The organism is Microbulbifer bruguierae, from assembly GCF_029869925.1.
Lineage (GTDB): Bacteria > Pseudomonadota > Gammaproteobacteria > Pseudomonadales > Cellvibrionaceae > Microbulbifer > Microbulbifer bruguierae.
This window is the reverse complement of the sequence record NZ_CP118605.1, coordinates 4,321,282-4,346,377: the sequence shown is the minus strand read 5'-3', so window position 1 is coordinate 4,346,377 and position 25,096 is coordinate 4,321,282. Positions and strand designations below refer to the sequence as shown.

Here is a 25,096-nt window from a genome sequence, read left to right as displayed (position 1 = left end):
GCACCCCGCGAGTGCCGGCAGCACAACGCCGCCGGCGAGTCCAGGCATCAGGAACTGGTTTTTACCTGAGCAGCCACTTCCGCTGCAAAGTCCACCACTTCCTTCTCGATGCCTTCGCCCACTTCAAAGCGGACAAAACCGAGAACATCCGCGCCCGCGTCTTTGGCCAGCTTGCCGACGGTCACGTCCGGGTTCTTGACGAAAGGCTGTTCAACCAGGCTGTTCTCTTTCAGGAACTTGTTGATACGGCCACCCATCATCTTCTCGACGATTTCAGCAGGCTTGCCTTCCATATCCGGCTGCGCCTTGATGATCTCCTTCTCCTTCTCGACCACTTCCGGAGACATATCTTCAGGCTTCACAACCTGCGGGTTTACCGCGGTCACGTGCATAGCGATGTCACGCGCAGTCTCCACATTGGCGCCGCTCAGGGCAACCAGTACCGCAATGCGGCTGTTGGAGTGTACGTAAGCGCCAACAACCGGAGCTTCTACTACCTGAATGCGACGCACGCCGATGTTTTCACCGATTTTCTGTACCAGTGCTTCGCGGTCTGCTTCCAGCGCACCTTCCATCAGTGCGGCAACATCCTGCTGACGATCAGCAAATGCTTTGTCGACAACCTTGCCAACAAACGCCAGGAAGTTGTCATCGCGGGCAACGAAGTCGGTTTCAGAGTTCACTTCAACCAGAACGCCGTAGCTGCCATCTTCAGCAACTTTGGCTGCAACAACGCCGTCAGCGGCGGTGCGGCCAGCTTTCTTGGCAGCTTTCAGGCCAGATGCCTTGCGCAGATCTTCAATCGCTTTTTCGATATCGCCATCAGCTTCGGTCAGTGCTTTTTTGCACTCCATCATCGGCAGACCGGTGCGCTCGCGCAGTTCTTTTACCATTGACGCGGTAATCGCCATGATTCAATCCTCGGGTTCAGATTCAAATTCTTTGATGGATTTGAAAAAAAGGGGCCGGATAAGAGGCCCCTTTTCCCTGCAGCGTAACTCAGTTTTGTTACACCGCCAGTTGTCTGCAACTTATTCCGCAGCTGCTTGGTCGTCGCCGGCCTCAACGTATTCGCTTTGGGCAACAGCGCCACCAGCTACCGCCGCACCAGCTACAACAGCGTCGGCAACAGCAGTGGTGTACAGCTTGATTGCGCGGATGGCGTCATCGTTGCCTGGAATAACGTAGTCAACGCCTTCCGGGCTGCTGTTGGTATCAACAATACCAATTACCGGAATACCCAGCTTGTTGGCTTCCTGAATGGCGATACGCTCGTGTTCAACGTCGATCACGAACAGCGCGTCCGGCAGACCACCCATTTCCTTGATACCACCGATGGAGCGCTCCAGCTTCTCCATTGCGCGAGTGCGCATCAGGGCTTCTTTCTTGGTCAGCTTCTCGAAAGTACCGTCCTGAGACTGAGCTTCGAGATCACGCAGACGCTTGATGGAAGCGCGGATGGTTTTGTAGTTGGTGAGCATACCACCCAGCCAGCGGTTGCTGACGTAGGGCTGACCTGCACGTTCCGCCTGCTCTTTAATGGCTTTCTGCGCAGCGCGCTTGGTGCCAACGAACATAACCTTCTTCTTCTGAGCAGCCATACCCTTGATGATCTGCAGAGCTTCATTGAAGGCCGGAACAGTGTGCTCCAGGTTGATGATATGAATTTTGTTGCGAGCGCCAAAGATGTATTGACCCATCTTCGGGTTCCAGTAGCGAGTCTGGTGACCAAAATGGACACCAGCCTGCAGCATATCGCGCATGCTGACTTGCGGCATAGTAAACCTCAGTTTTCAAACAGAAGTGCGAGCGAAAGATTAGAGGCTCGACAACTTCCTGGGTTGTATCCTCCATATACCCCATTCACCAATCCCCACCTCACAATCAAACTGTGACTGCAGAGACACCCAGGCGAATGTGTCGGTATATGTGCGGCGTTTGTTCAGAGCAGTGACTGCCCCGTATTAGGTTTCACTCCGGGCACTGCCCAAAGCGGCGCGCTTTATACCACAGATATCGCCATGGCGGAAGCGCAACTACCGCCACACGGCCGAATGCCGACACATCGGACTATTCTGCAAAAGTCTGCCGCAGCCCCCGCCAGGCGGCGCTACTCCATTGCTACTTCTATTGCCACCATAGAGAGAGCTTAATGCCGCAGCCCTGTAATTCCGCTACAATACCGCGCCGCGCGCAAGCCGGAACTGCAGCCAGCGACGACGGTATCGTCCACTCCAGCACCTCGCGCAACCGAACCAACTTCAACCTGTGGGAAGATTCATGACCAACGCCGTAAAGACACCGGAACAGATTGCCAAAATGCGCATTGCGGGCCGCCTGGCAGCAGAAGTACTGGAAATGATTGGCGAATATGTGGTTCCCGGGGTCACCACGGAAGAACTGGACAGGCGCTGTCACGACTATATCGTCAACGTCCAGCAAGCCATTCCCGCTTGCCTCGGTTATCGCGGCTTCCCAAAATCGATCTGCACCTCGGTCAACGAGGTGATCTGTCACGGCATCCCCTCCGAGGCCAAGGTGCTGAAAAAAGGCGACATCATCAATATCGATGTCACGGTGATCAAAGACGGCTGGTACGGTGACACTTCCAAGATGTACTTCGTCGGCAAACCTGCCGCGCACGCTGAACGCCTGGTCAAAGTGACCCAGGAGTGCCTGTACAAGGCGATCGAGATTGTCCGCCCCGGAACCACCCTCGGCGACATTGGACACGTGATCCAGACCCATGCGGAGAAGAATTACTACTCGGTGGTAAAAGACTTCTGCGGCCACGGTATCGGCGATGTATTCCACGAGGATCCGCAGGTTCTGCACTACGGCAGGCCAGGCACCGGGCAGGTGCTGGAAGAAGGTATGACCTTCACCATCGAACCCATGATCAACGCCGGCAAACCCGGCAGTCGCGTGCTGCGGGACGAGTGGACCGCGGTTACCGTAGACCGCCGCCTGTCCGCCCAGTGGGAACACACCATGGCGGTTACCAGCGACGGCGTGGAAATCCTCACCGCCCGCAAAGAAGAATCGTTTTAAACGGCTGCCCTGCCGGGGCGACGGCATCGCCCCGACAAGCGCGTTAAGCCGGCCCCTCCATGAGGCCGGGAAAGGAACACCCGGCCCGGAGCAGTACCGGTGTCGAATCCAGTATCAAAGCAGATGAATTCCATGCAACTGGCGCATATCCCGCACTTCGAAAAACCCTTGTTTTTCTTCGACCAGTCGCGCTTTCGCCGCGACCTGGCGGAGGGAGCCAAATCCACGCTGGAGATTTTCAGGGATGCGGTCGGCGCTGCCAGTACCCATATGGCGCGCCGTTTTCGCGAGGGCGAAGACGTGCGCACCCTCGTCTACGAGCGCGCCCTGTTTGTGGACTGCCTGTTGCACTACGCCTGGTACCAGTTCCAGTGGCCCGACAATATCAGCCTGCTGGCGGTAGGCGGCTACGGGCGCGGCGAGCTACACCCCAAATCCGATATTGACCTGCTTGTCCTCACTTCGGACAAACCAGACGACGCCACCATCGACAATATCGAGCGCCTGGTCGCCTTCCTCTGGGACCTGAAACTGGATATCGGCCACTCGGTTCGCACGATCGAACACTGCCTGGAAATGGCCGCGGAAGACATCACTATCGCCACCAACCTGCTGGAATGCCGCACGGTAGTGGGCAACCCGGCACTGTGCGAAACCCTGACCGAGCGCATGACGCCAGACCGCATCTGGCCCGCGGACGAGTTCTTCAGCGCCAAATACGCCGAGCAGCAGCAACGCCACAGCAAGCAACAGGGTGCCGAGTACAACCTGGAACCCAACATCAAGAACGCCCCCGGCGGCTTGCGAGACATCCAGACCATCAACTGGGTAGCGAAGCGCTACTTCCAGGTTCGCACCCTTAAACAGCTGCAGGGCAAAGGTTTCTTTACCGAGGAAGAGTTCGCCATCCTGCAGTCCGGGGAAGATTTCCTGTGGCGGGTGCGCTACGGACTGCATTTGCTGGCCGGTCGGCCGGAGGAGCGCCTGCTGTTCGATTACCAGCGCGAGCTGGCCCGGGAGTTCGGCTATCGGGACAATGAGTCCAATCTCGCCGTCGAACAGTTCATGCACAATTACTACCGCATCGTTATGGCCCTGCGGGAGCTGAATGATGTGCTGCTGCAATTCCTCGACGAGGTGATTCTGCAACGGGGCAAGCACCTCCCGGTAACTCCGATCAACGAGCGCTTCCAGCTACGCGGTAACACCATTGAAGTGGCGGTAACCCGCACCTTCATCGAGCACCCGCCAGCGCTGCTGGAGATCTTTGTGCTGATGTCCAATCACCCGGAAATCCAGGGTGTGCGAGCATCCACCATCCGCCTGATCCGTGAGCATCGCCACCTGATCGACGACCAGTTCCGCGCAGACCCCGCCAATACGCGGTTGTTCATGCAGCTGCTGCGCAGCCCCAAGGGGCTCTCCACCCAACTCACGCGCATGACCCGCTATGGTGTACTCGGTCGCTACCTGCCTGAGTTCGGCCGCGTGACCGGACAGATGCAACACGACCTGTTCCACATCTATACCGTGGATGCCCACACCCTGCAGGTGGTGCGCAATATGCGCAGCTTCCTCGACGAAGACGCCTGGGAGAAGTTCCCCCTCGCGGCGGAAGTGCTGTCGCGCATGCGCAAGCCGGAGCTGCTCTACATCGCCGGCCTGTACCACGATATCGCCAAAGGTCGCGGTGGCGACCATTCCAAACTCGGCGTGATGGACGCAGATGCCTTCTGCCGCCGCCATGGCCTCTCTGCCCGCGACCGCCGCCTGGTGTGCTGGCTGGTAGAAAAGCACCTGCTGATGAGCGCGGTGTCGCAGAAACAGGATATTTCTGACCCGGAAGTGGTCCACGCCTTTGCCGCCGAAGTGGGTGACCGCGAGCACCTGGATTACCTCTACGCGCTCACCGTTGCCGACATCAATGCCACCAACCCGGACCTGTGGAACAGCTGGCGTGCCAGCCTGATGCGCCAGCTCTACCAGTACACCCAGCGCGCCCTGCGCCGCGGGCTGGAAAACCCCATCGACCGCGACGAAATCTACGAGGAAACCCAGGCTCAGGCACGCAACATGCTTCGCGCCATCGGACTGCCTAGCAACGCGGTGGAAGACATCTGGTCAGAAATGGGGGAAGACTATTTCGTGCGCGAGAGCGCCGACAATATTGCCTGGCATACCGCCGCCATCTACCAGCTGCAGAAAGACCCGGCACGTAATGCCGACAGCGATACCCTGGTGCTAACCCGCAATTCGGGCCCCGGTGAACACGATGGCGCCACCGAGGTATTCGTGTACACCCCGGACAGGCCGAACGTCTTCGCGGCGGTAGTGACCGGCCTCGACATGCTGAACCTGAATATCCACGACGCACGCCTGTACAGTTCCGCCGGCGGTTACACCTTGGATACCTTTTATGTCTTGGACGAATCCGGCCAGCCGCTGCTGGACGAACCGCAGCGCCTGGAGCAGATCCGCAACACCCTGCAAAAGGAGCTGAAACTGGTGGAGGATTACTCCAAAGTGATCAAGCGTCGCACTCCGCGTCGCCTGAAAATGTTCCACCTGCCAAGCCAGGCCCACATTTCCACCGAACCCGGCGACAGTTACAGCACTCTTGAAATTACCAGTGCCGACCGCCCTGGTCTGCTGGCGCGTATCGCGCGTATTTTCATCAGCCACGACCTGCGCCTGCACAATGCCAAGATCTCCACCCTGGGAGAGCGGGTGGAGGATATTTTTCATATTACCGATGCCAACAGCGAACCGCTGACGGATATGGCTCTTATCGAAATCCTGGAACAGTCCATCTGCCAGGAGCTAGATGCCCACCAGGCAACCCTGCCGCCGCAGCCATAAAACTGGAATAACGTTAAAGCGACCATGAATCCGAATTTACAACAGCTGCAACCCTACCCTTTCGCCAAACTGGCAACACTGAAGGAAGGAATTGAAGGCCCTGCAGATCTTGCGCACATCGCACTATCCATCGGTGAACCCAAACACGCGCCGCCCGCTTTCGTACGCGACGAACTGATCGACAACCTGGACAAGCTGGCCTCCTACCCGCTTACCAAAGGGCTGGATTCCTTGCGCCAAACCATCGCGCAGTGGCTGTGTCAGCGGTTTAATCTCGAGTCCGTCTGTGCCGATACCGAGGTCATTCCCGTCAACGGCACCCGCGAAGCATTGTTTGCCTTCGCCCAGGCAGTCGTATCCCCGGGCGCAAAAGTGGTGATGCCCAACCCCTTCTACCAGATCTACGAGGGCGCGGCCTTTCTCGCCGGCGCCACACCGCACTTTATCAATTGCAGCGTGGAAACGGGTTTCAAGCCAGATTTCGACGCCGTTCCAGCTTCCGTCTGGGAGGCCTGTGAGCTGCTGTATATCTGCACACCGGGCAATCCAACTGGCGCACTACTGGAGATGGAGGATTTCAAACGCCTGATCGCACTCGCCGACCAGTACAATTTCACCATCGCCTCCGACGAGTGCTATTCGGAACTCTACTTCGACGAGCAGAACCCTCCCCTCGGCCTGCTACAGGCCTGTGCTGACCTGGGCCGCAACGACTACCGTCGCTGCGTGGTGTTTCACAGCCTGTCGAAACGCTCCAACCTTCCAGGACTGCGCTCCGGTTTTGTCGCTGGCGATCGCGAAGTCCTGGAAAAATTTCTGCTGTACCGGACCTATCACGGCTGCGCCATGCCGGTACCTACCCAGTTCGCCTCGATTGCCGCCTGGCAGGACGAGCAGCACGTAATGGAAAATCGCGCGCTGTACCAGCAGAAGTTCGACGCTGTGCTGGAAATCCTCGACGGCTGTCTGGATGTCGAAAAACCCCAGGCCAGCTTTTATCTCTGGCCCAAGGTGGGCGATGGCGAGCACTTCGCCCGCGAGCTGTTCCGCCAGCAAAACATCACCGTTCTGCCCGGAGCATTCCTCGCCCGTGAGGCCAATGGCATAAACCCCGGTGCGGAATATGTGCGCATGGCCCTGGTTGCCACTCTCGAAGAATGTATTGAAGCGGCGCAACGCATTCGCCGTTTCTGCCAGTAGGAGCCTCCTTGCCGGCGAACACCATGAGCGCAAAAAACCTACTAAAACAGGAACGAGTGGATTACATCCTCAACCGCCTGGAAGAACTGTATCCAGAGACCCCGGTTCCCCTTGACCACTTCGATGCCTACTCGCTGCTGGTGGCCGTCTTGCTGTCCGCACAGTGCACCGACGAGCGAGTAAACCAGATTACTCCCGCATTGTGGGAACTGGCGGACAATCCCTACGACATGGCGAAGGTGCCGGTAGAAAAGATCCAGGAGGTTATCCGTCCCTGTGGACTCTCGCCGCAAAAATCCAAGGCTATCCAGAAACTGTCAGAAATTCTGGTTAACGAATACCACGGTAAAGTACCAGAGAATATGGCGGCACTGGAAACCCTGCCCGGTGTCGGACACAAAACCGCCAGCGTGGTGATGGCACAGGCCTTCGGTCATCCCGCGTTTCCGGTAGACACCCATATTCACCGCCTGGCCCAGCGCTGGGGACTTACCAGCGGCAAGAATGTAGTGCAGACGGAAAAAGACCTGAAGCGTGTATTCCCTAGCGACAAATGGAACAAGTTGCACCTGCAAATTATTTTCTACGGACGGGAGTACTGCAGTGCCCGCGGTTGCGATGGCACCGTTTGTGAAATCTGCACCACCTGCTACCCCGCACGTAAAAACCCCAAGAAAACCAAAAAAGCCTGATCTCCCGATCTGGCCCGTCGACAATTGACAGGAACTGCGATGATTACCCTTTATGGCATCAAAAATTGCGACACCGTAAAAAAGGCCCGCAAGTGGCTGGAACAAAATAATGTGGAATACAACTTCCACGATTTCCGCGAAAACGGTATGGACCAGGTACCGTTGGCGGACTGGCTGAAAGAATTCGGCTGGGAGCAGGTGCTTAACCGCCGCTCCACCAGCTGGCGCGCCCTCGACGAAGCCCAAAAAAACGCTCTGGACAATTCCAGTGCGGAAACGCTCGCTGAAGAAACCCCAACGCTGATCAAGCGTCCGGTCATCACCAGGGGCGGTGAGACTCTGTTTGGCTTCAAGGCCGACAGCTACACCAGCTTCGTCAAATAGCCGTCGCACAAACAAAATCAGATAGCACACACGTACAGAATCACAAAAAGGAAACCAACATGAGTAACGTTTACAGCATCGGCTTTGGCGTTGGCACGCAAAACAGCAAAGGCGATTGGCTGGAAGTCTACTTTCCCCAGCCCCTGCTGAACCCGGCAGATGCCATCGCCAACGCCGTTACCGGTGCACTCAGCATCGGCGGTGGCAATGTGGCCGTTGCACTGGAACAAGCGCAATTACAGCCGCTGGCAGATCAACTGGAAAGTGCCGGCGCCAGCGAACAAGCCGCAATCCTTCGCCAGTTCGCCAGCAGCCAGCGCCCACTAGTCGCCGTTGTTCTGCACAGCGATGAAGCTCCCCAGTCTGTGCCCGAGTCCTATCTGAAGCTGCACCTGCTGTCTCACCGCCTGGTAAAACCCCACGGCACCAAACTGGACGGTATTTTCGGCCAGCTGGCCAATGTGGCCTGGACCAACCAGGGCGCCATCGATCTGCAAGAGCTGCCGCAGCGCCAGCTGGAAGCCCGCCTCAAAGGCGAGTTACTGGAAGTGTCCTGCGTGGACAAGTTCCCGAAAATGACCAACTACGTTGTACCTACGGGTGTACGTATCGCACACACCGCGCGCGTGCGCCTCGGTGCTTACCTGGGTGAAGGTACCACCATCATGCACGAGGGCTTCGTAAACTTTAACGCGGGCACCGAGGGTCCGGGCATGATCGAAGGCCGCATTTCTGCAGGTGTATTCGTCGGTGCCGGTTCTGACCTCGGCGGCGGCAGTTCCACTATGGGCACACTGTCCGGTGGCGGTAACATCGTGATCTCCTTGGGCGAAGGCTGCCTGCTGGGTGCCAACGCCGGCACCGGTATTCCGCTGGGTGACCGCTGCACGGTCGAATCTGGCCTGTACATCACCGCCGGCACCAAGGTCTCCGTACTGGACGACAAAGGCTCCGTGGTTGAATCTGTGAAAGCACGCGATCTGGCCGGCAAATCCGACCTGCTGTTCCGCCGCAACTCCAGCACCGGTGCTGTTGAGTGTCTGACCAACAAGAGTGCGGTTGAACTGAATGCTGAGTTGCATAGCAACTGATTTTCAGCCGGATAGCTACCGGGTCCGCATTAAGCTGGTCCGGTGGCGGCAAAGCATCAAGTGGACTATTTCGGAATCGGGCTAGGCGCCCCCTTAAATACGTCCCGTCGCCGACGGTTCCGAAAAGCTCCCCCAGATGCTTCGCCTTCGCACTAACTATTGCGCTTCGACAATTACAAGCTAGTAATTTCAACTGAAATTGAAAAGTAGTCTGAAATTCAACGCGAAGGCCCGCCTGCCGGGGACTCTTCGCGAGACCTTCTAAAACAGGGATGTTTTAGAAGAGCCCCCATGGATGGGTTCACGGCGTGTCTCGCGAAGAGTCCCCGGCAGGCGGGCCGCTACTCAATAGGAATAGTGCTCCGACAAACAATCACGGAGCCCAAAAATATGACCCCGACAGTACAACTGGCCTGCGACCTCATCCGCAGACAATCCGTCACCCCCGAAGACGCCGGCTGCATGGAGCTGATGCTCGAACGTCTGGAAAAAATCGGCTTCAAAACCGAGCGCCTGCGTTTCGGCGATACCGATAATTTCTGGTCCGTGCGCGGCGAAAAAGGTCCGCTATTTGCCTTTGCCGGCCACACCGACGTGGTACCAACCGGCCCACAGGAAAACTGGCAATACCCACCCTTCGAACCACAGATCGTAGACGGTATGCTTTACGGCCGCGGTGCCGCAGACATGAAAGGCTCTCTGGCTGCCATGGTCGTAGCCTGTGAAGAATTCGTTGCCGCGCATCCGGATCACAAAGGCCGCATCGCCTTCCTGATCACCAGCGACGAAGAAGGCCCGGCCAAGCACGGCACTGTCAAAGTGGTCGAGTGGCTCGAGGGTAAAGGAGAGAAAATCGACTGGTGTCTGGTCGGAGAACCCTCCAGCACAGCGCTCGCCGGCGATGTCATTAAGAACGGCCGCCGCGGCTCTCTCGGCCTGGAACTCACCGTATTTGGTATCCAGGGACATGTGGCCTACCCGCATCTGGCGGAAAACCCGGTACACAAACTGGCACCGGCACTGGCAGAACTCACTGCGGAAGAATGGGACCACGGCAATGACTTTTTCCCGGCCACCAGCTTCCAGGTTTCCAATATCAACGGCGGTACCGGCGCGACCAATGTGATTCCCGGCGATGTAAAAGTCGTGTGCAACTGGCGCTTCTCCACCGAAACAACCGCAGACCAACTGGAAAGCCGCGCCCGCGCGATTTTTGACAAACACGGACTCAAGTACGAAGCCAACTTCAATCTCAGCGGGCAGCCGTTCCTCACTGCCGAAGGCCCGCTGGTTGAATCCGCACAGACCGCGATCAAAAAAGTCACCGGCCGCGACACGGAACTTTCCACCGCTGGCGGCACTTCCGATGGTCGTTTTATCGCGCCCACCGGCGCCCAGGTGGTAGAGCTGGGTCCGGTCAATGCCACCATTCACAAAGTGGATGAATGTGTTAAGGCCGATGATCTGGACCTGGTTAAAGATATGTACCGCGAAATCCTGTGCGGTGTATTCGTCGATAGTTAACACTTCATTACAAGAATTAACATATTGCTGGAAAAATGAAGATTGGCCTGTTCAAACTCAATGGCAGGCCATCTTCTCAACCATTTCAAAAGACCATTGGCAATCAACGAGCGAATAGCTCCCCCCGTACTTAGCACTTGCTAACCGCCCACACTCCGGTCTTGTTATCCTCCTTCCTCTCAACACACTTCAGCGAAACCTCACTTCACCTCAGCCCCATAGCAACACACTTCTAAACCGTTTACTTACATTTCTTAATCCATGTAAAGCATATTGACTGATAAGTTAGACAGGATGTTTTTGCAAAAATAATCGGAGTAAACATGCATTTCGATCGCTGGAAAATTTCTTCTCTGGCTTCAGTCCTTATACTTTCCGGATTCCTGGGCGCCTGTTCCGGCAGCGGCAGTGATGACGATGATGAGGACTCAACCCAGAGTCCGATTATTGGTGCATTCAACGCAGTATCCGATCTAGAAAGTGTCACGCTGTTTACGTTCGATAACGACGATGAATACGGCTGGGGAACGCTGGGTTTTGGCGGCAGCGTCTCATCTGGTGTCTCCAAAGGGGAGCTGGGTATCCGCGCTGAGGTTATTCTGCCCACAGACGACACCACCGCCTGCGCTGGTGACGCAGATGAAGATGGAGTGAAAGACGACGACGAGTGTACGGAAATCGCCAGCACGTCATTCAATGTGCAGAATGACACTGACTACATGGCAATACTGTATGGACAATATGGCGATCTGGAATTTCTCCAGTACAGCAAGCCTCTCCACGTTTTCGACACTGAAGACGAGGACGAAGACGGCGATCCCGAAGATGAAAACCTGGAAATCTGGTTCTTCCACCTGGCAAAAGATCTGGGCCAGGTAGACGTCTATCTGGAAGCGCCCGGCACCAATCTGTCGCCGGTTCAGGTCAAAGGTACTGTTTCACCAAAAGACGCCTTTGACGGTCTTGTGGATGAGGGTGAGTATGTCCTTACTCTAACCGAAGTCGGTAACCCGCAAGAGGTTCTGTTCATCTCCAACACCTTTACTCTCAACGCGCAAACCCGTGTGGGTTTTGCCATTCGCCAAGGTGCCGGGGTCGGCACAGCGCCAGTTAAAGTCACCATGTTCCGTGACCAGAGTAAAACCCTGACGGATCGCTATGCCACCACCGAATTGCGTTTTGCCCACGCAGTCCCGGAAGGCGACGACATCGATGTCTACATCGACAACGAATTTGAAGAAACCTTCACCAGCGGCCTGGCCTTTGGCAGCGATTCCGTATACGGGGAAATCAGCAAGAGCCAGCTGACCGACCTGTCCGTTGATGTAACACCAGCGGCTTCCCCCGGTGTCTACCTCGCACGCAAGGAACTGGACCTGACCCAGGGCGACAAAGCTACTTACTTCTTTGTCGGCAAATCCTATGACTGGAACGGGGTCAAGGTAACCGACAATGTGCAACGCTTGGCGACCCATGCAAAACTACGCCTGATCAATGGTGCCAGCGACGCATTTGATTACTATCTGGTAGAACAGGATGAGAATATTTCGTCTCTCTACCCGGAAGAGTCCCTGGACTACCGCGAAAGCAGCGGCTGGGTGAAATACAATCCTGGCACCTACGATCTGGTAGTGACCTTCGACGGCTCGGACACCATTGTCTATTCCGATACCATTGAACTGAACGCCGGTGGAATCTATAGCATCATCACCACGGTCAATTCCGCGGATCCGAACGCGGCGGACGCCATCTATTACGATGACTTCCTGACGGCAGAAGCCGAAACTGAGGCCGCCGCAGAGTAAAAACTGTAAGCAAAAAAAAGCCCCCGCCTTATCGGCGAGGGCTTTTTTATTGCTCCACAGCTTAGTTCCGCAGATCAATTATGCGTAACGACGTCAGTGCAGACTGTCGTGTTGCGACGGCGTATCGGCCTCTACACCGTGAGACATTACAAAGTAATAGAGTACCTGCTCTTCACCATCCGCCTCGGCCATCAAATCAAAAATTACTTCATCCTTGTCGCCAGGGGATACCCGGACGCTACTGACAAACTCGGGCTCGACAAACACTTCCCCCACCAGGCGCTTGCCGCGCACCAGTTGAATCAACAGCGTACGTGGATTTTCATTGGTGAAACGCCAGTGATAATCCTCATCGTCGTAAAGAATAGAGTCCGGTGTTCCCACCCGCAGAACGCAATTGCAATGGTCCATCAACCAGTGCCAGAACTCTTCCAACGAGAGCGTGTGTGTGCTTTGCGGGGTATCTATCTGCGGTCTGGGCATTGGTGGGCTAGTCCTCGAGCAAAGTGATGCTATCTGCACCACCTTCTAGATCGAAAGCATCAGCTATCTGCTGGCACCAGCGGTTGAGGCGCTCACTGGTGAGCTCTTCCTGCTGGTCTTCATCAATGGCAAGACCAACAAATACATTCTCCCCAGGTACTTCGGCTTTGGAGGCCTCGAAGTCGTAGCCTTCGGTCGGCCAGTATCCGACAATGGTGGCACCATTGGCGACAATCACATCATGCAGCATACCCATGGCGTCGAGAAAATAGTCGCCGTAACCAAACTGGTCACCAAGACCAAACAGGGCCACGGTCTTTCCCGTGAAATCAATTTCCTGGACATCCTCCCAGAAGTCTTCCCAGTCAGACTGAATCTGGCCGAAATCCCAGGTAGGAATACCAAAGATCAGTTGGTCGTAGTCCGCGATTTCCAGCTGAGTGACATCGGCGATATCGTGGATATCGACCCGGGCGTCCCCCAGGCGGGCGGCAATGCGTTGGGCAACGCCCTGGGTATTGCCTTCATCGCTGCCGTAAAACAGGCCGATCTTGCTCACATTCTCTCCTCAAACTACTACGCATACTGCCCTGCCCATTTCTGCAGGCTACCCGGGGTGTTGTGCATAGATAGCCCCAGTGGGCGGGCATTTTCCCAGTAATAGGGGGGCACAGCAAGGATCCCGGGGCAAGTTAACCATTCCGGAAAACCGCGAATAAAAAAGCCGCGCAAAAAGCGCGGCTATAAAAAGGTAGTCGGACACTACCAAGTCTCACAGAGCGGGGCGTGGGGTACGCCCCAGAAGAGAACCTTTTTCATTCGCCAGGGGTCATCCCCTGGCTCCTTTTCTCCAGCCTCCTGGGGCTGGTTAGGCAGCCACCTCGGACTCCACAGCAGATTTTTGCAGTGCCAGCTTGGGATCCACGTATTCGTAGCCCAGCACATCGGCCACCGCTTTGTAGGTCACCATGCCGGCGTGGACATTCAGTCCCTCCAGCAGGTTGGCATCGTCCATCAGTGCCTGTTTGGCGCCTTTGTTCGCCAGAGCCACGGCAAACGGCAGGGTGGCGTTGTTCAGCGCCATGGTAGAAGTACGCGCTACACCGCCCGGCATATTCGCTACACAGTAGTGAACCACGCCATCTACGACATAAGTCGGATCGGTGTGGGTGGTGGCCTTCGAGGTCTCGAAGCAACCGCCCTGGTCGATGGCCACGTCCACAACCACCGCACCTTTTTTCATGCGGCTGATCATGTCGCGGGTCAGCAGTTTCGGTGCTGCAGCACCTGGAATCAGCACGGCGCCAATCACCAGGTCAGCTTCCAGCGCATGCTGTTCGATGGCGTCATTGGTGGAGTATTCGGTACGCACCGCGCCGCCAAAGATATCGTCCAGCTGGCGCAGACGCGGCAGGGAGCGATCCAGAATGGTGACATCAGCGCCCATACCCAGCGCCATCTTGGCCGCGTTGGTACCGACCACACCACCACCGATAATCAATACCTTGGCGGGAGCCACACCAGGTACGCCGCCCAACAGCACACCCAGGCCACCCTGGGCTTTTTCCAGGTGATGGGCACCGCACTGCACGGACATGCGACCGGCAACTTCAGACATGGGCGCCAGCAGCGGCAGGCCACCGAAACGGTCGGTTACGGTTTCATAAGCAATACAGGTAGCACCGGATTTCACCAGCAGTTCAGTCTGCTTGGGATCGGGAGCCAGGTGCAGGTAGGTGTACAACAGCTGGCCGGGACGCAGCATCTCGCACTCTTGGGGCTGGGGCTCTTTCACTTTAACGATCATGTCTGCAGTGGCAAAAATTTCTGCCGCATTGTCGATGATCGTGGCGCCAGCCTGTTCGTACATCTCGTCGGTAAAGCCGATGGCTGAGCCACCATCTTTTTGCACGACCACCTTATGGCCATGGCTTACCAGCTCGCGGACGCTTGCCGGAGTCAGGCCGATACGGTATTCGTGGTTTTTGATCTCTTTTGGGACACCGATCAACATAACGACTTCTCCTCGTTAACTCTGTGAGCGCAATCTCGCGCGCCCCTTTTTGTTGGATTTCCGCAGTATAGGCGCCCTTTTAAAGTGGATTTTCATAAACTTATCAATATGATTAGTGGAATCCACTGGAAAAATGGCGGGAAGTACGTTATTTAGCCAACCGGAACCAGAACAGATACTACAGACAAGTCAAGCGCCAGTTCACCATGGTCTGCCCAGCGAGTCGTGACCGGGCCAACAGAGAAACGGCCGGATTTAGCAATGAGAAATGCATAGTGGGAATCGCAACAAAATGAAAAGACGCGCCAATGAACTCAGCACCATCGACCGCAATATCCTGCGGGTATTGCAAAAGAATGGTCGCACCAGCTACGCCGAACTCGCCCGTCATGTAGGGCTGACCGCAACACCCTGTGTGGAGCGGGTAAAGAAAATGGAGTCTGACGGTGTCATCCAGGGTTATACCGCGCTGGTCAACCCGGAATTTCTCGATGCCGCACTGGTGGTCTTTGTGCAGATTCGCCTGAATCGCTCTGCCCAGGACGCCTTCGAAGCGTTCCGCAATGCGGTATCCGAACTGCCGGAAGTACAGGAGTGCTATCTGGTATCCGGCAGCTTTGACTACCTGATCAAAGCCCGGGTGGCGGACATGAGTGCCTATCGCAGGTTCTATGGAGAAACACTGCTCACCCTGCCGGAAGTTCAGGAGTGCACCAGTTATGTGGTGATGGAGCAGGTCAAAGAGACCCTGGAGGTGCCGGTGCACTACAATCGCTAAGAAATCGCTAAGACGTCATCAAACTGCGGTTGCAGCAAGGCCCCGCCACTTCCCTTGCTGCAACAAATCAAATCCCCCGCCCCCCTGCCTTGACGCTCATCGCTCCGACTTGCCTTTCCATTGCCGCCCCAGAACCGAGCGACACCCGTATTACCGCAAGGATAAACGCGCTTAAAAATTAAATTCGCGCCAACTATCGATCAACTTCTCACCGGCTGACGCCCCGCCCTCTAGGATTAATGGAGATAGGTTTATTAACTCAAGTTGCGGGAAATGATGTACCAATCTCTACGTAACCATCTCCATTGGCGGAATCTTTTTTTCGTAGCCTGTCTGCTGCCGATTGGCTGCGGAGAAAAAGAAGCCGCCAAACCAACCCCACCGCCGAAAAAAGTGGAAGTGGTCGAAGCCAAACACATGCGCTTCAGACCCAGCTTTGAAGTGCCCGCGGTGGTGGAAGCTGTGGAGACCGCACAGATTTTTCCCCTCGTCGCCTCCAGAATCCTGTATCAAAACATCGAGCCCGGTAAGTATTTCAAACAGGGTGAAGAACTCGTAAGACTGGACCCCTACCCTTTTGAAACCAAGGTTGCCACAGCGGAATCCAGCGTCGCGGAAGCGATGTCCAATTACGAAGAAGCGAAAGCCAACTTCAATCGCGCACAAAACCTGCGCCCACAGGGATACATTTCCGCGAAGGATTTCGATACGGCCAAATCCGCTATGCAGGCGGCGGAAGCGCATCTCAACACCGCCCAGACCTCACTCCACCAGGCCAGACAGGATCTCTCTCACACCTCGATCGTCGCGCCATTTTCCGGACGAGTGGGGCACCCCAACTACGCTGTGGGCGACTTTTTCATCCTTCCCAACTCGGTGCCTATTACACAACTCATCAAAGTGGACCCGGTGTATGTACTCGCCCACATTGGCCAGAAGGCCTACAACGAGTTTTATGGCGCGGTCGAAAAGCTGCGACAGCAAGGCCTCGCTATCCCCAATATGGAGCTCTACATCGTATTGCCGGGCGGTACGGTGTATCCGTACAAGGGAGAGTTCTTCTCCTGGGACGCCACTGCCGCCTCTACCCGGGGCACCGTCGCTGCCCGCGTCCTGTTCCCCAACTCAGAGGGTCTGCTTCTGCCCCAGGAAAATGTCACCCTGCATGGAAAACTACTGGAAGAAATACAGCGCATCGTGATTCCACAAAAGGCGGTATCCCAAGATCAGCAGGGACATTACGTCTACCTGTTGGACAAGGAAAACAAGGTCAAGCGGGCCAATATTGAAGTCGGTATGCGCATCGGGCCCAACTGGGCTGTGCGCAAAGGGCTCAAAGTAGGCGACAGAGTACTCGTAGAGGGACTACAGAAAGTCAGCGCGGGCGACGTTGTCGAAGTCACACCGGTTGAAATCAAGCAATTCGACGATCCAGTACCACCCAACCTTCGCCCACCGCCCTACTCCCTGCGCGAACAGTTGCGCAAAGAGCAGGAAGCTTTTCAGGAATATCAGAGATCGACCATGGAAGCGAGACAGCGAAACCAGCCGGGCGATGTCTACACCCCCTATGAAACCGGCAAATAGCGCGGGAAAGTGATCTGTGAGCGAAAATACCCACCTGTTTATCCGTCGCCCGCGCTTCGCCTTTGTGATCGCCATATTGATCACCTTCATGGGTATACTCGCGGCGATCGTCATGCCGGTAGACCAGTACCCGGATATCGCGGCACCGAAAATTTCCGTGGTCGCCGTCTACCCGGGCGCCGATGCCGAAACGGTCAAAAACGCGGTTGCAATACCCATTGAAGAGCAGGTGAACGGTGCCGAGGGCATGGTTTACATGACCTCCAACTCCGGCAGTGATGGCACCTACACGCTATTCATGACGTTCGACATGAATACTGATGACGACATGGCGCAGGTCGATGTCCAGAACCGGGTGGCCCTGGCTGAACCGTCGCTACCACCGGAGGTGCTGAAGCGCGGTATCAAGGTGCGTAAACGTTCCTCCGACATGCTGATGGTGGTCAACCTGTTTTCTCCGGATAACCGGTTTGACGGCGTGTTCCTGTCGAACTTTGCCTCGCTGAATCTGCTCAATGAACTTGCGCGCGTACCCGGCGTGGGCGAGGCAAAAATCATCGGCCCCCTGGATTACGGCATGCGGATCTGGCTCGACCCGGTCAAGATGGCAAATCTGGAGATTTCCGTACCGGAAGTGCTGGGGGCGATTCAGGAGCAGAATATCCAGGCAGCTGTAGGCCAACTGGGTTCACCACCATCCCCCGAATCCACCCAATTCCAATATGTGCTCACCACCAAAGGCCGACTGACTTCAGAGGAAGAGTTCGGCGATATCGTGCTGCGCGCCGATGACAAAGGCGGGGTAATTCGCGTCAAGGATATCGCGCGGGTAGAACTCGGCGCCCAGATTTACAAGGGGTACGGCGAATACAACAACGGTCCCGGTGTGCTGCTGGCCATTTACAAACTGTCTGACGCCAACGCGCTGGAAGTTGCCGAGAATGTCAAAGCCAAGGTAGAGGAATTATCACAATATTTTCCCGAAGGCGTTGAAGCAGTCATCGGCCACGATACCACCGAGTTCATCGCTGTTTCCCTGGAAGAAACCATTTTCACCCTGATCGCGACGGTCATTCTGGTCATCATTGTGACCTACCTGTTCCTCGGTAACGTGCGCGCCGCACTGGTACCGACCCTGGCGGTACCAGTGTCTATTGTCGGTACACTTGCCGTTCTGTATGCCATGGGCATGACCATCAATACGGTCACCCTGTTCGGCCTGATTCTCGCCATCGGCGTGGTGGTGGACGATGCCATCATCGTGGTCGAGGACGTAGAGCGGATCATGCACGAAGAGGGCCTGGACAAGCGCGCTGCCACCGCCAAAGCCATGAAGGAGGTATCCGGGCCGATTGTCGCGACCTCCATGGTGCTGGTGGCCGTATTCGGTCCAACCATGTTGCTGCCCGGTATGACCGGGCGAATGTTCGGTCAGTTCGGCACCACCATTACGGTGTCGGTACTGATCTCCATGATCAACGCACTGACCCTGAGCCCGGCGCTGTGCTCGACGGTATTGAAGGAAGGTCACAGTAAACCAAATCCGGTGATCCGCGGCTTCAACTGGGGGTTTGAAAAGGTTTCCAGCGGCTACCTCAAAATCGTGGACTGGCTCGCCCGGCACCTGATCATAAGCCTGGCGATTATTGCCGGTCTGTTCGTCAGCCTGTTCCTGCTTTTCCAGTCCGTACCCAAAAGCTTTATCCCGGATGAAGACAAGGGTTACTTCATGATCGACGTACAGTTGCCCGAGGCCGCGGCGCTGGAGCGTACGGCCGCAGTCATCGACCAGATCAACGAAGTGCTCATGAAGGATCCCGCCGTCGACAAAGTACTGTCGGTGAATGGATTCAGCCTGCTCAACGTCATGCTGCAATCCAACGCCGGGATGGTGATTGCCAAACTCAAACCCTGGGACGAGCGCAAAGCACCAGAGGTGTCACAGCAGGCTTTGCAACAAAAATACCAGGCACAATTCGCCCAGCTGCCGGAGGCGCAGATTCTCGTATTCGGTGCACCCGCGATTCCCGGCCTGGGTGCCATGGCCGGCTTTTCGTTCATGCTCGAAGACACCCAAGGGGTCGGTGCGCAGGAGCTCTTCAAAGTGGTGCAGGATTTCTCCGCAGCCGCCACAGAGCAGCCTGAAATCGCGCGCGCCTTCTCGATATTCAAGGCAGGCTCACCGCAAATCCGCCTGGACATTGACCGTGTGAAAGCGAAAACGCTGGGGGTAAAAATCAGCGATATTTTCCTGACGCTGCAAACCCAGCTCGGTGCCATCTACGTCAATGACTTCAACCTGTACAACAAAACCTTCAAGGTCATGGTGCAGGCCGAATCCAGATTCCGCCAGCAGGAAACCGATCTGGAGAAAATCTATATCACCAACAACAAGGGCGAACCCATACCGCTGCCTGCAATTTTGAGCACTGAACCCATCCTCGGTGCCGTCACCCTCAAGCGCTACAACACCTACGACTCAGCCAAAATCAGCGGCGGCCCGAATATCGCCGGGGGATATAGTTCCGGTGACGCCATGGACGCACTGGAACGTGTGGCGATCGAGACACTTCCCGATGGTTTCAAGTACGACTGGTCCGATTCCAGTTACGAGGAACGCAAAGCCGGTAATGCGTCCACTATTGCCCTGGTGCTGTCACTGATCTTTACCTTCCTGTTCCTCGCCGCACTGTACGAGTCCTTCCTGACCCCGTTCGCGATTATCCTTTCGGTGCCGATCGCCATCGTCGGCGCCATTGCTGCGTTACTAATCGCCAGGGAACCCCTTAGTTTGTATGGTCAGATTGGTCTGGTACTACTGGTAGCCCTGGCAGCTAAAACCGCGATCCTTATTGTCGAGTTTGGAAAAACCCAGCGCGAAGTGGAAAGGCTATCCCTGCACGATTCGACGGTGACCGCTGCAAAACTGCGCTTCCGCCCGGTGATCATGACAACCCTCTCGTTCGTGGTGGGTTCCATTCCCCTCGTGATCGCCTCAGGCGCTGGTGCTGCCAGCCGGATATCGCTCGGAACGGCCATCATGGGTGGCACCATTATGGCGTGTGTCGCGGGTACGCTGCTGGTACCCATCTTTTTCAAGCTCGTTCAGGGACTGCGCGAGAAGGTGCATAGAGGGGAAACCGGCGCTCGCCATGATGAGCCTGGAAGCGATGCAAACGATGGATATATGGAAAGCGACGACAATCACCCACATGTCTAGAAGGTTCGCGAGCAAAAGGCAGCGACAAAATACGATTAACCTGGAAGATCCTGTTCATGCCAGTAGCCCACCGGTAAGTGAGGCGTTCGTACCAGTTAACGCCAAATTGTAGTACTTAAATACAATATTAGATAAACTCCCGCCGCCGGGGCTTTCTGTTCCCCGGCCCACGCTGCCTGAAACGCGCTGTAGCCTCTCTTTTTGCCAACGATTTTTTTGGTCCAGGTTGACGTTTGAAGTCCCGCGGCTTCACGACGGCTTTGGCTCGCATCTTCGCAAGAGTTCAAATCCAAAAATAAAGAAATACAACATGGAATCTAGTGATGAGAAAAATCCTCATAACTCTGGCCCTGCTGGCGTTCTGCGCCAACGCAGCCGCCATTTCATCTGGCAGATATGTCATCGTCTCCAAACTGAACGGCAACGCGCTGGATGTGAACAGTTTCGACACATCCGATGGCGCCAACGTCATGACCTGGTTCACCCTCGGTTACAACAACCAGCAATTTGATGTGACCCAGTTGAGCGACGGCAGTTACTCCATCCGCCCGGTACACAGCGGCAAGTCCCTGGATGTGTGGGAATGGAACACCAACGACGGTGCGGAAGTCCGCCAGTGGACCTACACCGGTGGCGACAACCAGCGCTGGTGGATCGACGATCAGGGCAGCGGCTATTACTCGATCACGTCGAAGCTGAGCAACAAGGCCATCGATGTGTGGGGAATGAGCATGTATGCCGGCGCCGACGCTCGCCTGTATACCTACTGGGGTGGAGCAGGCCAGCTGTGGGCCTTCCAGCAGGTCGGAAGCTCCAGTGAATGCTATGCGGGTGCATCCATCAGCGGCAGATTTGTGGACTGTGGTGGCAAAACCATTGGCCTCAGTTGCGTCGGTGACAGTGAAAGCCAACCCCCCGTAATCACCCTGAACAATGCCTCTATTCGCAACGTAAAACTCGCCGCCAACGGCGGCTCCGATGGCATCCACTGCACCGGCGGCAACTGCACCATGGCGGACGTTGTCTGGAACGACATCTGTGAAGACGCCGCTACCAATAAATCCGAAGGCGGCACCATGACGATTGTGGGCGGCAGTGCTTACAACAGTACCGGCGGCTACGGCGGAAAGCCGGATAAAATCTTCCAGCACAACTCCAAGAACAGTACCACCATCATTTCCGGTGGTTTTACCGCAACCGGTACCCACGGAAAATTGTGGCGTTCCTGCGGCAACTGCAGCAACAATGGTGGCCCCCGCAACGCGCTGATTTACGATGTAAACATCAACGCCAGTATTGGCTCCATCGCCGGCGTTAACCGCAACTTCGGCGATCGCGCTACCATCAGGGATTTGCGCATTCTGAACTACAGTTCCGGCAACCCGCCGGTGTGCGAAGAGTACCAGGGCGTTCAGAGCGGTAGCTCGTCAACCAAATACGGCGCCTACTGGAACACGTCCAACTGTGACGTTTCCACGTCGGATGTCACCCAGTATTAACACCCGCCAACAAAAGAGACCGGGCGAATTGCCCGGTCTCTTGTTACTCGCGCTGATTTAGTTCGCCGAAAGGGAAAAACCAGCAACCCGGCAAGTATTAACTCAGTATTTGATGCCGAGTTTGCGGTAGAGAAATGCGATCACCCAGGCGGGACCGATCAGTAGAAATTGCACGTCTTTAAAGAACGACGGCTTCTTCCCCTCGATGTGATGCCCCAGGAACTGGAAGATCCACATCACCACAAACACCCCCACAGACCACCACAACACGCTCTGCCCCGCAGCCTGCAGCGCGCTGCATATCCACAGGCAAAGCGCTGACAGTCCCAGCATCCCAAGCGCCAGTGGCAGCGACATCACCAGATAAAACAGCAAGGTAGGCACCAGTGCCACGACGGCCCAATTGAGCCAACTGAACCCGGCCATCCAATGGGGCTGTGGAAGTGACCAGAACAGCCCCACCACCGTCGCATAAATCAGGGGGACTGCGATCCAGTGGATCGCCTTGTTGGTGGCATTCCGATGGCTCTCACCGTATTCACTGAACCACTGTTCTGCTGAGCGCATGTCTGAATATCTCCGGCAAAGGTAATTATTGTTGGTTGTGCAATTGCGGCGGCGAGGCCAGCTGCGGATTCCATATCGAGCAACAATCGCAGCTGGCAGGTAATACATCCTGCCATAAAGGGCGCGGGGCGCAACAATTTATGCAGTGGCTACCGTATATACAACGGCTACCTGCGAACGACAGTGTCCAGCTGCATCCGGTACAGCTCGGCCATCTCTTCATCAAAGCAACAGAAAACGACATGGCGCGGACCACCGTCGCGGTCGAGGTGGCTTTGCACCTGCTCTACCGCAATTTCAACCGCGAGCTCAGGGGGGTAATCGTAAACACCGCAGCTGATGGCGGGAAAGGCAATGGAATGGATATTTTCACGGCGGGCGAGATTGAAGCAGTGGCGATAACAACTGGCGAGCAGCTCGGGCTCACCGAGACTCCCGCCACGCCACACAGGGCCAACGGTGTGATAGATGCGCTTGACCGGCAGCCGGAACCCCGGCGTGACGCGCACCTCTCCCACCGGACACCCGCCGATCTGCCGACAAGCCTCCAGCAATTGCGGCCCTGCCGCTCGGTGAATGGCGCCATCAACGCCTCCGCCACCAAGGAGCCTCTGGTTGGCTGCATTGACGATTACATCTACATGCAACCGAGTGATATCACCGAGGTGTACTTCAATCACTCCAATAACTCCAACCGCGGCACCACCGATCAATCGCGCAACTATGCGGCGCGCCGTGCTCAGACTACTGTGACTGCCCCACTAATTGACGGTGGCGCGTTGATACTTGTTCGGGGCAATCCGTCACGGCACTTACTAAAACAATAGCAGCTGCGGAGAACACGAAGCCCGGTAACAGCTCGTATATATCAAAGACACCACCGGACAACTGTTTCCATAGCAAAACCGTAACCCCGCCCACAACCACTCCGGCGATGGCTCCAGCACCGGTCATGCGCGACCAGTACAGGCTAATCAGGACCGCCGGACCAAATGCAGCACCAAGGCCGGCCCACGCATAGGCCACCACATCCAGTACCTTGGATCCCGGATCCATCGCCACCGCCACTGCCACCATAGAAAGCGCCACCACGGCCCAGCGCCCCACCCCGACCAGTTGCTCTGACGATACCTTGCGGCCAAACCACACGTGGTAAATATCCTCAGCCAGCGCCGCGGAAGACACCAGCAACTGGGAGTCCGCGGTACTCATGATGGCGGAGAGAATGGCCGCCAGCATGATGCCCGCAACCAGCGGATGAAACAGCGCCTCAACCAGTGCCATAAACACCCTCTCCCCATCGGGCAGGGCCTGGCTCAGTTCGAGATGCCCGAACAGTCCCACCGCGAGGGCGCCGAGAAAACCCGCCAGCGACCAGATAGCGGCCACGCTCGCCGCTACCGGCATATCGTCAGGGTGTCGCAGGGCTTTGAAGCGCGCGAGAATATGCGGCTGGCCAAAATATCCGAGCCCCCAGGCAAGCGAGCTGAGAATTGCCGCAACACTCAACGCTTTGCCGGTATTGTCCGACATCCAGTGCATCAGCTCGGGATGCTGCTGCTTCATCGCCACCCAGGCGTTACCCATGCCACCTTCATCGGACATCACCATCACCGGCACGATGACCAGTGCCAGGCTCATCAACAATCCCTGAAACACATCGGTCCAGGACACTGCCAGAAACCCGCCGAACAGGGTGTAGGAAATCACCGCCAGCGCACCGATGACCACGGCCCATTGATAGTCCCAGCCAAACACTGTCTCAAATAGTTTGCCACCGGCAATCAGGCCCGAAGCGACATAGAAAAGAAAAAACAACAAAATAAAAATCGCGCAGATAGTCCGCAGGTATGGGTGCCCCATATTGAAACGACGGTGTAAATAGGCCGGTACCGTGAGGGCATCATCCAGGGCATAGCTGTATATCCGCAACCGACGCGCCATCGTGATCCAGCTCAGCACAATGCCACTGAACAGACCCAGTGCGATCCACGCAGAGGACAAGCCTGTTGCATAGGCCGCACCGGGCAACCCCAATAGCAGCCAGCCGCTCATGTCTGAAGCGCCAGCACTCAACGCCGCCACCGCCGGCGGCAGCGAGCGACCACCAAGAAAATAATCGCTGGCATTTTTGGTGCGTAAATACGCATAAACGCCGATCGCGAAAATCAAAGCCAGGTAGGCAATAAACGTAAGTGCTACAAGCCACGGTCCGGACATGTGAGGTTCCCCGTCAAATTTGGAAGATTCTGCCTATTTTGGCGAAAGAATAGGCTGATTCCGTCGTTATTGGTCTTAATTGCGCGTAAATCTACCCATTCGCTGGCGTTTACTCAATCGGC

General features: G+C 56.2%; 20 protein-coding genes. 12 read left to right on the top strand and 8 right to left on the bottom strand.

Going from position 1 to position 25,096, the window contains the following annotated elements; genetic code table 11:
- Positions 1-47 precede the first annotated feature (47 nt).
- Positions 48-911, bottom strand: coding sequence for a translation elongation factor Ts (tsf, locus tag PVT68_RS17705; protein WP_280320408.1), 864 nt, complete (start codon positions 909-911; stop codon positions 48-50).
- 120 nt (positions 912-1,031) lie between these two features.
- Positions 1,032-1,778 (bottom strand): 30S ribosomal protein S2, encoded by a 747-nt coding sequence (gene rpsB, locus PVT68_RS17700; RefSeq protein ID WP_280320407.1) that lies wholly within the window; start codon positions 1,776-1,778, stop codon positions 1,032-1,034.
- A gap of 502 nt (positions 1,779-2,280) precedes the next feature.
- Between rpsB and map the strand changes: the two genes are divergently transcribed.
- The 8 genes from map to PVT68_RS17660 all read left to right on the top strand — a co-directional run bounded on the left by map (position 2,281) and on the right by PVT68_RS17660 (position 12,606).
- Positions 2,281-3,051 carry a type I methionyl aminopeptidase gene (gene map, locus PVT68_RS17695; protein WP_280320406.1) on the top strand — a complete coding sequence of 257 codons (771 nt, stop codon included), beginning with the start codon at positions 2,281-2,283 and terminating at the stop codon, positions 3,049-3,051.
- A gap of 123 nt (positions 3,052-3,174) precedes the next feature.
- Positions 3,175-5,910 carry a [protein-PII] uridylyltransferase gene (locus PVT68_RS17690; RefSeq protein ID WP_280322554.1) on the top strand — a complete coding sequence of 912 codons (2,736 nt, stop codon included), beginning with the start codon at positions 3,175-3,177 and terminating at the stop codon, positions 5,908-5,910.
- A 24-nt stretch (positions 5,911-5,934) separates the two neighbouring features.
- Positions 5,935-7,110, top strand: a complete 1,176-nt coding sequence (gene dapC / locus PVT68_RS17685; RefSeq protein ID WP_280320405.1) for a succinyldiaminopimelate transaminase — start codon at positions 5,935-5,937, stop codon at positions 7,108-7,110.
- Positions 7,111-7,133: 23 nt separating this feature from the next.
- On the top strand, positions 7,134-7,802 hold the full coding sequence (gene nth, locus PVT68_RS17680) for an endonuclease III (RefSeq protein WP_280320404.1): 669 nt from the start codon (positions 7,134-7,136) through the stop codon (positions 7,800-7,802).
- Positions 7,803-7,841: 39 nt separating this feature from the next.
- Complete coding sequence (locus PVT68_RS17675; RefSeq protein WP_280320403.1) at positions 7,842-8,186, top strand: ArsC family reductase; 345 nt, start codon at positions 7,842-7,844, stop codon at positions 8,184-8,186.
- A 59-nt stretch (positions 8,187-8,245) separates the two neighbouring features.
- The gene (dapD, locus tag PVT68_RS17670) at positions 8,246-9,277 is read left to right on the top strand and encodes a 2,3,4,5-tetrahydropyridine-2,6-dicarboxylate N-succinyltransferase (RefSeq protein ID WP_280320402.1); all 1,032 of its coding nucleotides are present in this window, start codon (positions 8,246-8,248) and stop codon (positions 9,275-9,277) included.
- Between the two features lie 390 nt (positions 9,278-9,667).
- Positions 9,668-10,801: a succinyl-diaminopimelate desuccinylase gene (dapE, locus tag PVT68_RS17665; RefSeq protein ID WP_280320401.1), complete on the top strand. Its 1,134-nt coding sequence runs from the start codon at positions 9,668-9,670 to the stop codon at positions 10,799-10,801.
- A 323-nt stretch (positions 10,802-11,124) separates the two neighbouring features.
- Positions 11,125-12,606, top strand: coding sequence for a DUF4397 domain-containing protein (locus PVT68_RS17660; RefSeq protein WP_280320400.1), 1,482 nt, complete (start codon positions 11,125-11,127; stop codon positions 12,604-12,606).
- A 93-nt stretch (positions 12,607-12,699) separates the two neighbouring features.
- On the opposite strand, the gene PVT68_RS17655 is transcribed toward PVT68_RS17660, so the two are convergent.
- The 3 genes from PVT68_RS17655 to ald all read right to left on the bottom strand — a co-directional run bounded on the left by PVT68_RS17655 (position 12,700) and on the right by ald (position 15,103).
- Positions 12,700-13,089 carry a hypothetical protein gene (locus tag PVT68_RS17655; protein WP_280320399.1) on the bottom strand — a complete coding sequence of 130 codons (390 nt, stop codon included), beginning with the start codon at positions 13,087-13,089 and terminating at the stop codon, positions 12,700-12,702.
- A gap of 7 nt (positions 13,090-13,096) precedes the next feature.
- A complete protein-coding gene (locus PVT68_RS17650; RefSeq protein WP_280320398.1) occupies positions 13,097-13,648 on the bottom strand; it encodes a flavodoxin in 552 nt (183 codons plus the stop codon).
- A gap of 309 nt (positions 13,649-13,957) precedes the next feature.
- Positions 13,958-15,103, bottom strand: a complete 1,146-nt coding sequence (ald, locus tag PVT68_RS17645; protein ID WP_280320397.1) for an alanine dehydrogenase — start codon at positions 15,101-15,103, stop codon at positions 13,958-13,960.
- 292 nt (positions 15,104-15,395) lie between these two features.
- Here ald and PVT68_RS17640 point away from each other — a divergent pair, with 292 nt between their 5' ends.
- From PVT68_RS17640 to PVT68_RS17625, 4 genes are all read left to right on the top strand, one after another.
- Positions 15,396-15,881, top strand: coding sequence for an Lrp/AsnC ligand binding domain-containing protein (locus tag PVT68_RS17640; protein ID WP_280320396.1), 486 nt, complete (start codon positions 15,396-15,398; stop codon positions 15,879-15,881).
- Positions 15,882-16,154: 273 nt separating this feature from the next.
- Complete coding sequence (locus PVT68_RS17635) at positions 16,155-17,468, top strand: efflux RND transporter periplasmic adaptor subunit (RefSeq protein WP_280320395.1); 1,314 nt, start codon at positions 16,155-16,157, stop codon at positions 17,466-17,468.
- Positions 17,469-17,484: 16 nt separating this feature from the next.
- Positions 17,485-20,688, top strand: coding sequence for an efflux RND transporter permease subunit (locus PVT68_RS17630; RefSeq protein WP_280320394.1), 3,204 nt, complete (start codon positions 17,485-17,487; stop codon positions 20,686-20,688).
- Between the two features lie 323 nt (positions 20,689-21,011).
- Complete coding sequence (locus tag PVT68_RS17625; protein WP_280320393.1) at positions 21,012-22,187, top strand: pectate lyase; 1,176 nt, start codon at positions 21,012-21,014, stop codon at positions 22,185-22,187.
- A 102-nt stretch (positions 22,188-22,289) separates the two neighbouring features.
- On the opposite strand, the gene PVT68_RS17620 is transcribed toward PVT68_RS17625, so the two are convergent.
- The 3 genes from PVT68_RS17620 to putP form a co-directional block, all read right to left on the bottom strand.
- Positions 22,290-22,754: an Mpo1 family 2-hydroxy fatty acid dioxygenase gene (locus PVT68_RS17620; RefSeq protein WP_280320392.1), complete on the bottom strand. Its 465-nt coding sequence runs from the start codon at positions 22,752-22,754 to the stop codon at positions 22,290-22,292.
- A gap of 167 nt (positions 22,755-22,921) precedes the next feature.
- Positions 22,922-23,434, bottom strand: a complete 513-nt coding sequence (locus PVT68_RS17615) for an O-acetyl-ADP-ribose deacetylase (RefSeq protein ID WP_280320391.1) — start codon at positions 23,432-23,434, stop codon at positions 22,922-22,924.
- Between the two features lie 64 nt (positions 23,435-23,498).
- Complete coding sequence (gene putP / locus PVT68_RS17610; RefSeq protein ID WP_280320390.1) at positions 23,499-24,974, bottom strand: sodium/proline symporter PutP; 1,476 nt, start codon at positions 24,972-24,974, stop codon at positions 23,499-23,501.
- Positions 24,975-25,096 lie beyond the last annotated feature (122 nt).